Origin of the sequence: Pseudomonas sp. S09G 359 (assembly GCF_002843605.1) — a bacterium.
GTDB lineage: Bacteria > Pseudomonadota > Gammaproteobacteria > Pseudomonadales > Pseudomonadaceae > Aquipseudomonas.
Genome location: NZ_CP025263.1, coordinates 573,169 through 587,475 on the forward strand (window position 1 = coordinate 573,169; position 14,307 = coordinate 587,475).

At 61.6% G+C, this 14,307-nt stretch carries 11 protein-coding genes; 9 read left to right on the forward strand and 2 right to left on the reverse strand.

Going from position 1 to position 14,307, the window contains the following annotated elements; genetic code table 11:
* Nucleotides 1–57: 57 nt before the first annotated feature.
* A complete protein-coding gene (locus tag CXQ82_RS02455; RefSeq protein WP_101265821.1) occupies nt 58–2,145 on the reverse strand; it encodes a TonB-dependent receptor in 2,088 nt (695 codons plus the stop codon).
* Between the two features lie 268 nt (nt 2,146–2,413).
* On the opposite strand from CXQ82_RS02455, the gene CXQ82_RS02460 reads away from it, so the two are divergent.
* The 7 genes from CXQ82_RS02460 to CXQ82_RS02490 are packed head-to-tail and all read left to right on the forward strand — an operon-like array spanning nt 2,414 to nt 10,490.
* A complete protein-coding gene (locus tag CXQ82_RS02460; RefSeq protein WP_065875259.1) occupies nt 2,414–4,171 on the forward strand; it encodes a carbamoyltransferase in 1,758 nt (585 codons plus the stop codon).
* The gene (locus CXQ82_RS02465; protein WP_101265823.1) at nt 4,155–5,285 is read left to right on the forward strand and encodes a glycosyltransferase; all 1,131 of its coding nucleotides are present in this window, start codon (nt 4,155–4,157) and stop codon (nt 5,283–5,285) included. Before CXQ82_RS02460 ends, CXQ82_RS02465 begins: the two co-directional genes overlap by 17 nt.
* Nucleotides 5,285–6,181, forward strand: a complete 897-nt coding sequence (locus CXQ82_RS02470) for a GNAT family N-acetyltransferase (RefSeq protein ID WP_101265825.1) — start codon at nt 5,285–5,287, stop codon at nt 6,179–6,181. The genes CXQ82_RS02465 and CXQ82_RS02470 overlap by 1 nt, the downstream gene beginning before the upstream one ends.
* Nucleotides 6,178–7,575, forward strand: a complete 1,398-nt coding sequence (locus CXQ82_RS02475) for a PIG-L deacetylase family protein (protein ID WP_101265827.1) — start codon at nt 6,178–6,180, stop codon at nt 7,573–7,575. The genes CXQ82_RS02470 and CXQ82_RS02475 overlap by 4 nt, the downstream gene beginning before the upstream one ends.
* A gap of 11 nt (nt 7,576–7,586) precedes the next feature.
* On the forward strand, nt 7,587–8,543 hold the full coding sequence (locus CXQ82_RS02480) for a glycosyltransferase (protein ID WP_101265829.1): 957 nt from the start codon (nt 7,587–7,589) through the stop codon (nt 8,541–8,543).
* Between the two features lie 51 nt (nt 8,544–8,594).
* Complete coding sequence (locus CXQ82_RS02485) at nt 8,595–9,356, forward strand: glycosyltransferase family 2 protein (protein ID WP_101265831.1); 762 nt, start codon at nt 8,595–8,597, stop codon at nt 9,354–9,356.
* A gap of 48 nt (nt 9,357–9,404) precedes the next feature.
* Nucleotides 9,405–10,490 (forward strand): glycosyltransferase, encoded by a 1,086-nt coding sequence (locus CXQ82_RS02490; RefSeq protein WP_101265833.1) that lies wholly within the window; start codon nt 9,405–9,407, stop codon nt 10,488–10,490.
* On the opposite strand, the gene CXQ82_RS02495 is transcribed toward CXQ82_RS02490, so the two are convergent.
* Nucleotides 10,479–11,045, reverse strand: coding sequence for a toluene tolerance protein (locus tag CXQ82_RS02495; RefSeq protein ID WP_177409937.1), 567 nt, complete (start codon nt 11,043–11,045; stop codon nt 10,479–10,481). The two genes, CXQ82_RS02490 and CXQ82_RS02495, sit on opposite strands and share 12 nt — an antisense overlap.
* Nucleotides 11,046–11,194: 149 nt before the next feature.
* Here CXQ82_RS02495 and CXQ82_RS02500 point away from each other — a divergent pair, with 149 nt between their 5' ends.
* Nucleotides 11,195–12,373, forward strand: a complete 1,179-nt coding sequence (locus CXQ82_RS02500) for an O-antigen ligase (RefSeq protein ID WP_101265837.1) — start codon at nt 11,195–11,197, stop codon at nt 12,371–12,373.
* Between the two features lie 9 nt (nt 12,374–12,382).
* Nucleotides 12,383–14,191, forward strand: a complete 1,809-nt coding sequence (msbA, locus tag CXQ82_RS02505) for a lipid A export permease/ATP-binding protein MsbA (RefSeq protein WP_101265839.1) — start codon at nt 12,383–12,385, stop codon at nt 14,189–14,191.
* Nucleotides 14,192–14,307 lie beyond the last annotated feature (116 nt).

Sequence of the window (14,307 nt, forward strand, 5' to 3'; positions counted from 1 at the left end):
GTGTTTTGGGGCCGCTGCGCGGCCCAACGCGGGCAAGCCCGCTCGCCACGGGTGTACTCAGAATTGGTATTCGGCGCCGGCGCCGGCGTACCACGAGCGGCCTGGTGCGGCCTCGTAATAGCGGCCATTGCCGTCGCCGACGATGACCGAGCCTACGTACTGGCGGTCCAGCAGGTTGTCCAGGCGCAGGGTCTGGTGGAAAGTCCAGTGCTCCACCTTCTGCTCGAAGCGTGCACGCCAGTTGAACACGCTGTAACCCGGTGCGGCGTGTTGCCTGTTGGTGTCTTCGACGTAGACCTTGCTGCGGTACATGCCTTCGAGGGCAGTGCTGACCCAGTCCCGGGGCTTCCAATTGAGCTCGGCGAACAAGGTGGTTTGCGGCACGCCGGGGAGGTAGTTGCCCTTGTCGACGGCGGTGCTGCCGCCGCTGATGAAGTCGCTGTCATAGGTGGCTTGCAGGCGGGTGTAGGCGAGGTTGGTGCTCCAGTGTTCGGCCAGCTGGCTTTCGATGCCCAGTTCAAAGCCGCGGCGCAGGGTGCGGCCGGCGTTCTGGTAGGTAGTACGACCGCCGCTGGATTGCTGCACCACCAGTTCGTCTTCGGTGGTGATCTGGAACACGGCTGCGTTGACCCGGGTGTCCTCGCCGAGGCGAGCTTTCAGGCCGACTTCATACTGTTTGCTGACCGAGGGCTTGAGCGCAAAGTTGAAACCATTTGCCGTGCTGGAGTACGCCGATTCCGCCTGGGTCGGGGTTTCGAACCCCTTGCCCGCGCTGACATAGCCGTGCAGGTCGGGGGTGAAGGCGTACATCACGCTGACCGACGGGGTGTTCTTCTGGTAGGTCTTGCTGCCGCTGTCGTTGCCGTCGCTGAGGAAGTGATCGTCCACCTTCATTTCCATGGTGCTGTGGCGCAGGCCGGCTTGCAGGGTCCAGTCGCCCAGCAACCAGTTGGCTTGCACGAAGGGGTCGAGGCTGGTGGCGGTGTCGATTTCATCACGGCCGAGGGCGCCTTTGACGCCTTGCACGCCGTTCACGGTGTTGGAATAACCTTGGCGGTCATCCTGGCTGCGGTCGTAGTCGAGGCCGGCGATCAGCGTGAGGTCGCCGGGGGCGCTGCTGATGGGTTGCAGCCAGTGGGCGGAGCCGCCATAGAACTGGCGGTCGAAGGCCACTACGCCGCCACGTTTACCCGCAGGGATAGTGCCTGGAATCGACAGATACTGGATCACACTGCGCCGCCCCGTGTAGCCATTCACCTGCAGCGTCGCATCGCCGAAATAACGCTCGTAATTCACGCCCAATTGCTGATGATCGATACTTTTGCGCGTGTTGTAGGTCAGCGCACTGCTGCTCACCGAGCGCGGGTCGGCCTTATAGCCCGCCCAGGTCTGCCCCAGCGGGTCCTGGGTGCCGTTCTGCTCCAGGCTGCTGTAGATCAGCGCGAGCTTGCTGTCGTCATCCGGCTGGAAGTTAAGCTTGGCGAAGGTCTGGTCGCGGCGCGCGCTGCTGTGGTCGCGGTAGCCGTTGGTGTCCATGCGCGAGGCGTCGAGCACAAATCCTGCACCATTCGCCGCGCCCTCGGCGGTGAGGTGGTTTTTGTTCAGGCCGTCGCTGCCCACCAGGGTTTCGGCGCCGATGCGCGGCGGGCCTTCGCCGTCGCGGGAAAACATCTGGATAACCCCGCCGGCGTTGCTGCCATACAGGGTGGCGGCCGGCCCGCGCAGCACTTCGATGCGCTCGGCAGTGTCGAGGTTGAACGTGGCGGCCTGGCCCTGGCCGTCCGGGGTGCTGGCGGGGATGCCGTCGGCGATCAGCTTGATGCCTCGCACACCGAACGCCGAGCGGGCACCGAAGCCGCGGGAGGAAATCTGCAGGTCCTGCGCATAGTTCTGGCGATTCTGCACCACCAGCCCGGGTACGCGGGACAGGGCTTCGGAGGCATTGATGCCCAACTGGCCGTCGCTGATCTGCTCGCGGCTGATGCCGTCTACCGAGTACGGCAGGTCGAACGTCGGGCTGGCGCTGCGCGACCCAGTGACCACGCTGGGGTCGAGCACCAGCGGCGAATTGTCGCCCAGGGCGCTGTTGCACAGGCCGAGCATGCCGGCGATCAGAGTGAGGTAAGAGGGGACAGCAATCTTCATCGGTTAACCCGGTCAGGTACGGCAAACGCGCGAGTCTAGCGATTCTGCCAGCGTTTAACGAATCCTCCGGCCGCTACTTTAGGCCCGTACCACCCCACTTTAGGCCTGATCCCACCGCCTGCCTCCACCTGGTTGCAGCTTGCCGCTAACAGCTTCCCCCAGCTTTTAAGCTATAATCCCGCCCTTTAGCTGTTTCCTGCCCAGGCGGGAAGCACACTTTTTTCAGGCGCGACCCGCCTGCATGCAGACTAAAAGAGGCTAGACCCCAGTGGCATTGACGATTCTTGGCCTGTCCGGCGCCCTTAGCCATGATCCTTCCGCAGCCTTGTATATCGACGGCAAGCTGATCGCGGCCGCCGAAGAAGAGCGCTTCGTACGCGACAAACATGCAAAGAACCGCATGCCCTACGAGTCGGCGAAGTTCTGCCTGGAGCAGGCCGGCATCAAGCCTTCCGACGTTGATGTGGTGGCGATCCCATTCGCCCCGATCAGCCTGTTCGGCGAGGCGCGCTGGCACTACGCCAAGCGTTACTGGTACGCCCCGGACCGCGCCCTCGACGCGATCCTGATGGGCAACCGTCGCTACAAGCGCTATCGCAACAAGATCGTCTGGTGCCTGGAGCAACTGGGCTTCGATCCGAAGAAAATCAAGATCGAACCGGTTGAACACCACCTGGCCCACGCTTCCAGCGCCTACCACTGTTCCGGCTTCCAGGAAAAAACCGCGATCCTCGGTATCGACGGTAAAGGTGAGTACGCGACCACGTTCTTCGGCTACGGCGAAAACGGCAAGATCCACAAGATCAAGGAATTCTACGATCCGGATTCCTTGGGCGGCCTGTACGGCGCAATCACCGAGTTCCTCGGTTTCGAGATGCTCGACGGCGAGTTCAAGGTCATGGGCATGGCCCCGTATGGCGATGCCAGCAAGTACGATTTCTCGCGTCTGGCCTCGTTTGAAAACGGCGAGCTGGTGATCAACACCGACTACGCCAACGTCATCGGCCTGCGTCGTTATAAAGAGAAGGGCAAGGGCTTCTACTTCTCGCCAAAACTGATCGAGTGGCTGGGCCCGAAACGCGAAGGCGACATCGCCGACGAGCCGTACATTCACTACGCGGCCAGCATGCAGGCGCTGTTCGAGAAGCTGGCCTTGCAGATGATCGACCACTACCTGGGCGACATCCTCAAGGACACCGGCAAGCTGGCCTTCGCTGGCGGCTGTGCGCTGAACGTCAAGCTGAACCAGAAAATTATTGCCCGTGACGACGTCAAAGAGCTGTTCGTGCAGCCCGCTTCCGGCGACGCCGGCACTGCGGTCGGTGCGGCGGCCTATGTGTCCCACGCCCGTGGTGTACCGGTGGAGAAGATGGAACACGTCTATCTCGGCCCGTCCTACAGCAACGAAGACGTGATTGCCGCGTGCGCCAAGCACGAGAGCAAGCCGAACTGGCGCAAGATCGAAAACATGCCCCAGCGCATTGCCAAGATCATGGTCGACGGCAACCCGGTGGCCTGGTTCCAGGGCCGCATGGAGTTTGGCCCGCGTGCGTTGGGCGGGCGTTCGATCATCGGTTGCCCAAGTGCTACCGGCGTGGCGGATCGCATCAACCACCAGATCAAGTTCCGCGAGCGCTGGAGGCCTTTCTGCCCGTCGATGCTCGACACCGTTGCGCCGCAGATGATCAAGGTCGATCACCCGGCGCCGTTCATGACCTTCACCTTTGAAGTGTCGGAAGAGTGGAAGACCCGCGTGCCGGAAGTGGTGCATGAAGACGGCACCTCACGTGCCCAGGTGCTCAAGCGCGAATACAACCCGCGCTACTACGACATGATGAAAGAACTCGAAGTGCTGACCGGCAACGGCGTGTCCCTGAACACCTCGCTCAACCGTCGTGGCGAAGCGATGATCTGCTCGCCGACCGACGCGCTGAACATGTTCTTCGGCTCCGACCTGCAGTACCTGATCATGGAAGACATCCTGGTCGTCAAAGACGGCGTGGACCCTTATGACGCGCTCGGCTGACCGCCACGTCCTGCAGTTCTGCCACGGCTATGACGGGCCGTTTCTGGATTGCGCGCGGCAGTACGCCAGTTTGTTCGCAGGCTCCGGCTACAAGGTGACCACGGTGTTCCTCACCGGGGTCGCCGACCCCGAGGTAGCAGCCGGTTGTGCCAGCGATGAAGTGTTGTTCATGGAATTCAGCTCCAAGGCCATCCGTGGCCTGAAGCTGGGTGCCATCCGTGAGCTGCGCAAGATCGCGGCGTCGCGCAATTTCAGTTTCTGCATTGCCCACCGTTTCAAGCCGATCTACATCGCGTTGTTGGCCACACGGCTGCCGGTGATTGGCGTGCATCACGCTTTTGGTGACTACCAGCGCCGCAGCCGCAAGCTGTTTGCCGGTATTTTCCGCAAGCGCCTGAGCCTGCTGGGTGTTTCCGAGGCCGTGCGTGACGACATGCGCCGCTGCCTGCCGGCCTGGCCGGCAGCCCGTATTCAGACCTTGTATAACCGCATCGATGTCGACGCCTTGCAGGCCATCCAGGTGCCGGTGGAAGAGGCGCGCGACGCCTTGGGCTTGTCGCCGGATGAATGGGTGGTCGGCAACGTCGGTCGCCTGCATCCGGACAAGGACCAGGCCACGCTGCTCAAGGGTTTTGCCCTGGCGCTGCCGCACTTGCCTGCGCAAAGCCGCCTGGCGATTCTCGGAAGCGGGCGCCTGGAGCAAGACCTCAAGGCGCTGGCGCGGGAACTGGGGATTGTCGGCAACGTGTTGTTCCTCGGCCAGGTGCCGGATGCACGCCGGTATTTCCGCGCATTCGATGTGTTTGCCCTGAGTTCCGATCACGAGCCGTTCGGCATGGTGCTGCTGGAAGCCATGGCGGCCGGCGTGCCCTTGCTGGCCACGGCCTGTGGCGGGGCGCGGGAAGTGGTCGAGGGCGTGGGGATTCTGTTCCCCTTCGGCGATGCCGAGCACCTCGCCCAGGGGCTGCGGCACCTGGCGGCGATGGACCCGAACCAGCAACGGCAGTGCGCCGAGATGATGCTGGAACGCCTGCGCACGCGGTTCTCGGACCAGGCGGTACGCGATACCTTCTGGCAACTGCCGCACGTTATTGAACTGACCGCGGGGGCTTGATGCTCAATCGATTTCAAGGCTGGCGCGAGCGCGGCTGGTCCGTCGTCGACGCGCCTGTGTACAGCGCCGCCTGGCAACGTTTTGGCGGCAGCGTCGCCACCCACCCGCAAGTGATCGAGCGCCTGGCCGGGCTGGCTGACATCCCGGTGCGTTACTTGGCCTGGGAGCACGGTGGCGAACTGCAAGCGTGCATCGCCACGTGGGGTCGCGACCTGGCTTTGTCCAAGGATGTGCTCAAGCAGCGCGGCAAAAAGGGCCTGTTCGACCTGGGTAACGCCGAGCTGATCCTGCCTGCCGCGCCTGCGGCCCAGGCGCCGTTGCGTCACCGTGCACGCTACCTGTCGGCCCTGAATGAAGGCCGTTTCAGCGGCCTCAAGCCCCAGGCCGAGCAACTGGCCATGGCGCGCACCCCGGAAGAGCTGTCGAAGAAATTCCGCTACAACCAGCGCCGCGAACTGCGTTTGCTCGAGGAGGCCGGTGGCGTGGTGCGTCCGGTCAGCGAGTTTTCCAGTGTCGAACTGGCGGCGATCTACTGCGATTTGTTCCTGCGCCGTTGGGGCTTTGTCGCCACGGGCGCCGAGCGCATGGCCGAGGTGATCGAACTGCTGCGCGACTGGCTGATCGGTTCGGTGATTTTCCTGAATGACGCGCCGATTGCGGTTCAACTGGTATACCGGGTCGAGTCGCCCGAGTGGATCAGCGTGGAGTACGTCAACGGCGGCGTAGACCCTGAAACCCGCGCGTTCAGCCCGGGCAGCGTGTTGAGTTTCCTCAATACCCAAAGTGCCTGGGAGCAGGCGCGTGAAGTCGGCAAGCCGCTGCGTTTTTCCTTCGGGCGGGCTGACCGCGAGTACAAGGACCGTTGGTGCAACCCCGTGCCGGTATTGACCGTATGAGCCGCAAACAGCAATTGCTCAAGCGCCATCGGCGCAACAAACGCATCGGCGTATTGATCGGCCTGGTGCTGCTGCTGGTGATCGGTATCTGCGTGGCCTGGTGGCTGCCGCTGGTGCTCGGCGTGCTGGCCTGGGCGGCCCATGAGGCGTGGTTTGCCGACCACCTGTTTTATGCGCCCGGGGAAGACTATCACTACCGTTTTGCGGCGGATGCCGAGGTTGCCGGGGTTCGCCTCGAAGGCGGGCGGCTGCGGGTGGATGCACCCCTGCCGGCCGATGCGACGCTGGTGCTGGCCATCAAGGTCAAGAGCCGTTGGCTGGGGCGTTTCGTTGACCCCGCGGTTACGATTGCAGGCGGCGAGAGCCCGGACCGGCAGGCGTTCGAACGTGGCGTGAACGGCGTGCGGTATCTCAACCTCAGTGGTTTGGCGCCCGCCTTGATGGCCGGCGAGCTGCAGTTACGCGGGCGTTTTTGCTCGCTGCAGGGCGCGCCCAGGCTGTGGGCCTGGGCCAATCCGGATTACTCCGCGCAGCGCGTGATGGTGATCGCGCCCCACGCCGACGATGCCGAGCTGGCGGCTTTCGGGCTGTACAGCCAGGCCGAAAAACCCTGGATCGTGACCCTCACCGCCGGTGAGATCGAAGCTGAACATTATCAGCAGATGGGCCTGGAGCCGGTCGAAGCCTCGCGACTCAAGGGCCGTCTGCGGGCCTGGGACAGTATCGCCGTGCCGCGTTGGGCCGGTGTGCCCGAGGCGCATTGCGTGCAATTGGGCTACTTCTGCCTGCAGTTGCCGGCGATGCGTGCGGCGCCTGACCAGCCGGTTGCTTCGCGCGAGGCTGAGCTGTCGGATATCCGCCTGTTCCGCCAATTCAACCCTTTTGCATTACCTGCAGACCATGACGGCCTGCCCACCTGGAATAACTTGCTGGCCGATTTGCGCCAATTGCTGCTGACGGCGCGGCCTGAAGTGGTCGTGTTGCCGCACCCGGTCATCGACCCGCACCCCGACCACATCTGCGCCCATGCCGCGGTGATCGAGGCCCTGCAAGGGCTGGAGTGGCAGCCGACGACCGTATTGGGTTACGCCAACCACCTGCATGACAACGACCGTTGGCCCATGGGCGATGCGGGCGCCGGTATTGCCTTGCCGCCGGTGTTCGACGCCGCGCAGGAACTGTGGCCGTGCAGCCTGCCGCTGTCGCTGGCACAGCAACGCGACAAGGCGATGGCGCTGGGCATGATGCATGACCTGCAACCCGCGCCGCCCTTCAAACGGCGCGTACGTCGGTGGTTGCAGCGCGTATTGGCGGGGCGTGCACGCTCGCCTTACGGTGAGAACGAGTTTTTCCGCAAGGCCGTACGACGGCATGAGTTGTTCTGGCGTTTGTAAAAGGGAAAGTCATGAAAGTTTTGTTTCTGGTGCAGAAAGAACAGCGCGCTATCCTCGATCGCCTGTACGAAGGCATTGCCGCGCACTGCGAGTGTGATACCCGCTGGCTGAGCAGTGATGAGCAGCGCAACCTGCGCGGGTACTTCAAGCGTGAGGTCGACGTGACCCGCTATGACCGCATCGTGTTCTTCCTGCGTTTCAAGCAGGAAATCCGCCAGGTGGGGTTTATCCGTACGATCCCGAACCTGGTGATCCTCGAGCACGACGCCTACCAGAACTACATCCCTTGCAAATACACCGGCAAGTTCAGCGCGCATTACCGCCGCTTGCCATGGGTGCGGGTGATCAGCTCCGGCCATAGGGTGACCGAGCGCCTGCGCGCTGAAGGCTTTGACGCGGTATTCGTGCCCAAGGGTTATGATCAGGCATTGCTGCAGCCGCAGGAACGCGAGCGCGACATCGAGCTGGCATTTGTCGGCAGTACCAACAGCGTGGCCTATAGTGGTCGCAAGGCGTTGCTCGATGAGCTGGCGCAAGTTGAACCTTTGGTCGTCACGCGCACCAAATCCGGTGAGGAATATTGCGCTACCCTCAATCGGATTCGTTTTTTCGTCAGTGCCGATGTGGGCATGGGCGAATACATGATCAAGAATTTTGAGGCCATGGCCTGTGGCTGCGTGCTGCTGGCGTTTGACCAGGGGGCGTCGGAAAACGAGGCTCTTGGCTTCAAGGACATGGTCAATGTGGTGTTCTACAAGGATATCCCGCAGTTGCAGGAAAAACTGTCCGTATTGCGGGCCGATCCGCAACTGGCGGCAGATATTGCGCGCAATGGGCAGGCGCTGGTGGTCAGCCAGTACAGTTTTGCCCGTATCGGCCAACGTATTGTCGAAGTGCTCCAGCCGCCCCTGCGTCCCCGTGGGCCGCTGAGCTTGCTGGAAAGGTTGCGCCTTGGACTGGGCGTTTGAAATCGGCCAGGTGGCTGCAAATAATGGCTATATGATACTATCGAGGCTTGAATGCAATTCTCCGATCAAAGCGACATAACGCTTGTAGTGACCAGTTGTGGTCGCTTCGATTTGTTGAAACGCACGCTCGACAGCTTCGATCAGTTCAACACTGCGGACATTCGTGAGGTCTTCATTACCGAAGACTCTGGCGATGAAGCGGTGCGCCGGGCGATCCCCGAGCACTGGCACAGTCATTGCACTTTTTTGATCAATCGCCCGAAACTTGGGCAGTTGGCATCCATTGACCTGGCCTACGAGCTGGTCAAGACCCCCTACATATTCCATTGCGAAGATGACTGGGCGTTTTATCGACCTGGGTTTGTCGAGGACTCCAAGACGGTACTGGAGCAGCGCCCCGACATTCTTCAAGTGTGGTTGCGCAACTACGTGTACGACTTGCAGGTGCACAGCCCCTATATCCATCTGGGGCCGCGCGAGGTGGTTGGCGGGGTGCCGTGTTACCCCTTGCTGTCCGACAAGCCCGAGTGGCAGGGGTTTTCCCTCAACCCGGGCCTGCGGCGCATCAAGGAATACCGGTTGTGTGCACCCTATGCAGGGTTCGAGGGTGAGAAGGGCCTTTCCAGGCGTTACGCCGAGCTGAATTTGGCGGCAGTTACCCTTGAAGGTGATGCGGTTCTGCATACCGGGTTCGGTTTGCATGTGGCGACGGCAGAAGAGCGCTTGACCAAAGCGCGGCGCAAGCGGCGAGAGCGGATCAAGCTGGCAGCCATGCTGGTACTGGGTGTCGGTATCGGTTGGCTGATCCATTAGTTATCGATAACAAGCCATCACAACGCCGCATAAGGGTCATTTTTTTCGATGAGTATCCTCAACATCATGTGGGCCGGTGGTACTGCATTTGCTTCGGTGCAGAAGGTTCATCAGCAGATACTGTCCCACGCCGTCAGCCGGGCACCGGTTGATACGTGGCTGCTTCAAGGCAGTGCGGAAGGAGGGGAGGCGGCGCTCGAATGGAAGCTTTCCTCCGCCCAGCTCAAGGGGCGGCACCTGTGGAAGTTGCTGACTCCCTGGATGCGCTCACGTTTTCACAAAGCCCTGCCCGAAACATTGGAGGTGGTGCTGCTGGATGGGGTTGGGGTTGCGCGGGTGATGCTGCCAGTGCTCCAGCGCTTGCCGCAGGTGCGTGCTGTGGTGGTATTTCATGGCGCCACGCGCCTGCGCCGGGCAGACCAGAAGCTGTTTGACCAGTTTCCGGCTGGGCAGTTGACGTTGGCGGCGGTGTCGCAAACCCTGGCTGACTCGCTTGAACGTTACCTGCAACGGCCGGTGGCTGTGTTGCGCAGTGCTTTTGACCCGGTTGCCTTTCGTGCTGCCGCGCTGACCCGCGAGCATGCACGGTTGCGCCTGGACTTGCCGTTGCAAGGTGCGCCGGTGTTGGGTGCGGTGGGGCGGTTGGTTGATGGCAAGGGGTTTGGCTGTTTGCTGGAGGCGTTCGCCAACGTGTCGGTCGAACAGCCTGACGCGCGCCTGGTGATCATCGGCGAAGGGCCCGCAAGGCCAGCCCTTGAAGCGCGCATCGAGCAGCTCGGCTTGCAGGGCAACGTGTCGCTGCCGGGCCATCTGCCGGACGCGGCGACGCTTTACCGGGCTTTCGATTGGGTTGCCATTCCGTCGACCCAAGAGGGCTTGGGCTTGATCCTGCAAGAGGCGGTGATGGCCGGGGTACCGGTATTGACCAGCGAATTGGCGGTGTTTCGCGAGCAATTGGCGGATGCCGGCTGGTACGCGCCTTCAGACGATGCCCAAGCCTGGGGCAGCCTTATGGCACGCGCCTTCGCCACCTCTGCACACGCGGTGGTCGAGACTCAGTCGCGGGCGCTGGCGCCGGAACAAGCCTGGAAAGATTTCAGTGAAACCTCCCAGCGGCTGTTCTCATGCCGCTAGCAGTGCCTGCTCCAATGCTTGCATTGGAAAGCGATCGTTCAGCTTCTCGCGCGCAATATAGCGTGCGAAGTGCTGCAAGTTGCGCCGTGCCAGTTCCGGGTTCAGCGGCGCGCGCAGAAAGCGCATGTCAGCCACGTCGATCAGCCCCATTTCATTGTCTGGCGTTACGACAATATTGCCCAGGTGCAAGGACCGGAAGTAGATGCCTGCGCCATGCAAGCGGCGGATGAGTGCCACCAGCGGGCCGAGGTTCGACTCCCATTCAAAGCCTTCCTGATTGGAAATCTGCCGCAGCGTTTCCCCCGGCAACGGGCGATACAACACGGCGGTCATGCCGGGCGCTGCCAGTTGAAAGAACGCGAGTACGGTCAAGGTGGGGATGCCACGCGCTTGCAGTTGCGCCACGTTGTCGATGAACCGCTTGGAGTAGGGGCGAAACAGTGCCGACGAAAACAGCCGTTTGCGCCGGAAAAGTTTGAGGATATTTCCGTCAGACAGCAGGTAGACTTTCGGCCCGTAGCTGTCCTTTTCCAGGATTCTGGCGCCTTCAATCATCGCGGTTAAATCGGCTTGGGCAAGCCTTGAACATTGCATCGTTGGAAAGCCTTGTGGGAGTCGCGGGGCACATTGATCGGTAATAATGCCGAAAGTTTTGGGTTTTAACCATGCCGGGTTGGCGGGTTGAACGTTTTCAGGAGCGGGTGATGCAAGCAAGTCGTTGGGCGCAGGTATGGATGATTTTCGGGTTACTTTGGTTTTTGCTGGCGATTGCCTTCGCGCCGACCAACAAGATTTATCAACAAGGGCTGACGTTGTTTCTCTGGTTGCCGGCCGTGGTGTTTGCCTGGTCGGCCCGTGAACGGCTCAAGGAGGTCTGGCGCGAACAGCGTTGGATGTGCCTGATGGTCGCGGCGCTCGCGGTGTGGGGCGCGGTGAGTTTATTGTGGACGAATACCGAAGATCCTTCGCGTGAAACCAAGCGCCTGCTGTACATCGGCATGTTCCTGCTGTTTTTCCCGGTGCTCGCCTGTGGCCAGTCCGAGCGGGTGATTCGCGTGATGCAGTGGGGTGGTTTCGGCCTCGCGTTGTCGTCGCTGGTGGCGATCATCAAGTTCTATGGTGTGGAGCACAATGCCTGGTCTGCGCGTCTCGAGGGCTTGGGCCAGTTGTCCCACCCGATCCTGGGCGCCTACGTGATTGGCGTGGCGGCCGTCTGGCTGCTGCACTGGCTGCCCCGTGGCCGCTGGATGCAAGTGGCGTGGGTGCTGTCCATCGGACTCCTCGGCCTTTTCGTGGTGTTGAGCCAAAGCCGTGGTGCGGCACTGGCTCTGCTGCTGACTGTGGTCGCAATGCCCGCCTGGTGCCGTGACCGGCGCACTGCAGTGATCGCCATCGGCGCGGTCGTGGCGGCAGTGGCAGTGTTCTTTGCCATGCAGTCGCTGATGCTGGCCCGTGGCGTTTCGTACCGGCCGCAAATCTTCATGTCTGCCCTGCAGATGATTTCCGAGCACCCGTGGACCGGCCTGGGCCTGGGCGGAGATTACAAGGTGCTGGCGGATGGGCTTTATTTTGATCACTCCCACAACCTGTTCACCCACATCACCATCGAACTGGGCCTGCCCGGCCTGTTGCTGTGGTGCGGGCTGTGGTTCGGCGTGTTGTGGCAAGCCTGGAAGGCGCGCGACACGCTCTACGGCAAGGGCATTATCGGTATCTGGGTGTTCTCGTTCCTGGCCATGCAGTTCGATGCGGCCAGCCTCACCGGCACGCCGCGGGCCGAGTGGTTTATCTCGTGGCTGCCGATTGCGCTGGCCAGTGTTTTGGTCTGGGCGCGGGCCAAACCCGATGCTTGTGATAAAGTTCGCGTCCTATCCAATCAGTGAGCTCGACACATGAGTGACGCACCGCCCAAAGCGGACCAGGAGTCCAGCCTCAAAATCTATTTGCGGCTGCTGGGCTATGTGAAACCGTATCTCGGCATGTTCATGCTGAGTATCGTGGGCTTCGTGATCTTTGCGTCTACCCAGCCCATGCTCGCCGGGATCCTCAAATACTTCGTGGATGGCCTGAGCAATCCCGATGTGGTGTTCCTGCCCAAGATCCCGTTGTTCAAGGACCTGAAACTGCTGATGGCCGTGCCCCTGCTGATCATCCTAATCGCGGCGTGGCAGGGCCTGGGCTCTTTCCTGGGTAACTACTACCTGGCCAAGGTTTCCCTGGGGCTGGTGCATGACCTGCGTGTTTCGCTGTTCAACAAACTGTTGGTGCTGCCCAACCGCTACTTTGATACGCATAACTCCGGCCACCTGATTTCCCGCATCACCTTCAACGTGACCATGGTGACCGGTGCCGCCACCGATGCGATCAAAGTGGTGATCCGCGAAGGCCTGACGGTGGTGTTCCTGTTCGGCTACCTGCTGTGGATGAACTGGAAACTGACCCTGGTGATGCTGGCGATCCTGCCGCTGATTGCGGTGATGGTGAGCAGCACCAGCAAGAAATTCCGCAAGCAGAGCAAGAAGATCCAGGTGGCGATGGGCGACGTGACGCACGTGGCCTCCGAGACCATCCAGGGCTACCGCGTGGTGCGCAGCTTCGGTGGCGAAAGTTATGAAGAGCAGCGTTTCGCCGCCGCCAGCCAGAGCAACACCGACAAGCAACTGCGCATGAACAAGACCGGCGCGGTCTACACGCCGATGCTGCAATTGGTGATCTACACCGCCATGGCGACGCTGATGTTCCTGGTGTTGCTGCTGCGCGGCGACGCTACGGCGGGTGACCTGGTGGCGTACATCACTGCTGCGGGCCTGCTGCCCAAGCCGATCCGCCAGCTGTCGGAAGTCAGCTCGACGATCCAGAAGGGCGTAGCGGGTGCCGAGAGCATCTTCGAGCAGTTGGATGAAGTGCCTGAGGTCGACGGCGGCACCGTGGAGCGTGACCGCGTCAGCGGTCGCCTGGACGTGCGCAACCTGAGTTTCACCTACCCAGGCACCGAGCGTGAAGTGCTCAAGAACATCAGCTTCAGCGCAGCGCCTGGGCAGATGATCGCCCTGGTCGGCCGCTCGGGCAGCGGCAAGTCGACCCTGGCCAGCCTGATCCCGCGCTTCTACCACCATGAAGCCGGGGAAATCCTGCTGGACGAGGTAGAGATCGAAGACTACCGCCTGCGCAACCTGCGCCGGCACGTGGCCCAAGTGACCCAGCACGTAACCCTGTTCAATGACACCGTGGCCAACAATATTGCCTACGGCGATCTGGCGGGCGCACCACGTGCCGACATCGAAAAAGCCGCGGCAGATGCCTATGCCATGGACTTTATCAGCGAGCTGCCAAATGGTCTGGACACCGACGTGGGCGAAAACGGCGTGCTGCTTTCCGGCGGCCAGCGTCAACGCCTGGCGATCGCGCGTGCGTTGCTGAAAAACGCCCCGCTGCTGATCCTCGACGAGGCTACTTCGGCGCTGGATACCGAGTCGGAGCGGCATATCCAGGCCGCGCTGGACAAGGTCATGAAAGGCCGCACCACCCTGGTGATCGCGCACCGCTTGTCCACCATCGAGAAAGCCGACCTGATTCTGGTGATGGATCACGGTGAAATTGTCGAGCGTGGTACGCATCTCGAACTGCTGGCCATGGGCGGCTATTACTCGCGCCTGCACGCCATGGGCCTGGATGAGCCGGCAACGGCCAACATCACCTGATAAGCCGGGGCGCGCAATGCGCCCCGTTTTTTGTGTCAAAGCCCTTACAGGCTTTACCAAAGCCAAATAATTCACCGCCTGTCGTTTGTTATGTTGGCCTCCTCGATTCGAATCAA

Coding starts and splice junctions, on each gene's coding strand:
- CXQ82_RS02455 (WP_101265821.1), bottom strand. CDS start 2,145: ATGAAGATTGCTGTCCCCTCTTACCTCACTCTGATCGCCGGCATGCTC.
- CXQ82_RS02465 (WP_101265823.1), top strand. CDS start 4,155: ATGACGCGCTCGGCTGACCGCCACGTCCTGCAGTTCTGCCACGGCTAT.
- CXQ82_RS02470 (WP_101265825.1), top strand. CDS start 5,285: ATGCTCAATCGATTTCAAGGCTGGCGCGAGCGCGGCTGGTCCGTCGTC.
- CXQ82_RS02475 (WP_101265827.1), top strand. CDS start 6,178: ATGAGCCGCAAACAGCAATTGCTCAAGCGCCATCGGCGCAACAAACGC.
- CXQ82_RS02480 (WP_101265829.1), top strand. CDS start 7,587: ATGAAAGTTTTGTTTCTGGTGCAGAAAGAACAGCGCGCTATCCTCGAT.
- CXQ82_RS02485 (WP_101265831.1), top strand. CDS start 8,595: ATGCAATTCTCCGATCAAAGCGACATAACGCTTGTAGTGACCAGTTGT.
- CXQ82_RS02490 (WP_101265833.1), top strand. CDS start 9,405: ATGAGTATCCTCAACATCATGTGGGCCGGTGGTACTGCATTTGCTTCG.
- CXQ82_RS02495 (WP_177409937.1), bottom strand. CDS start 11,045: ATGATTGAAGGCGCCAGAATCCTGGAAAAGGACAGCTACGGGCCGAAA.
- CXQ82_RS02500 (WP_101265837.1), top strand. CDS start 11,195: ATGCAAGCAAGTCGTTGGGCGCAGGTATGGATGATTTTCGGGTTACTT.
- msbA (WP_101265839.1), top strand. CDS start 12,383: ATGAGTGACGCACCGCCCAAAGCGGACCAGGAGTCCAGCCTCAAAATC.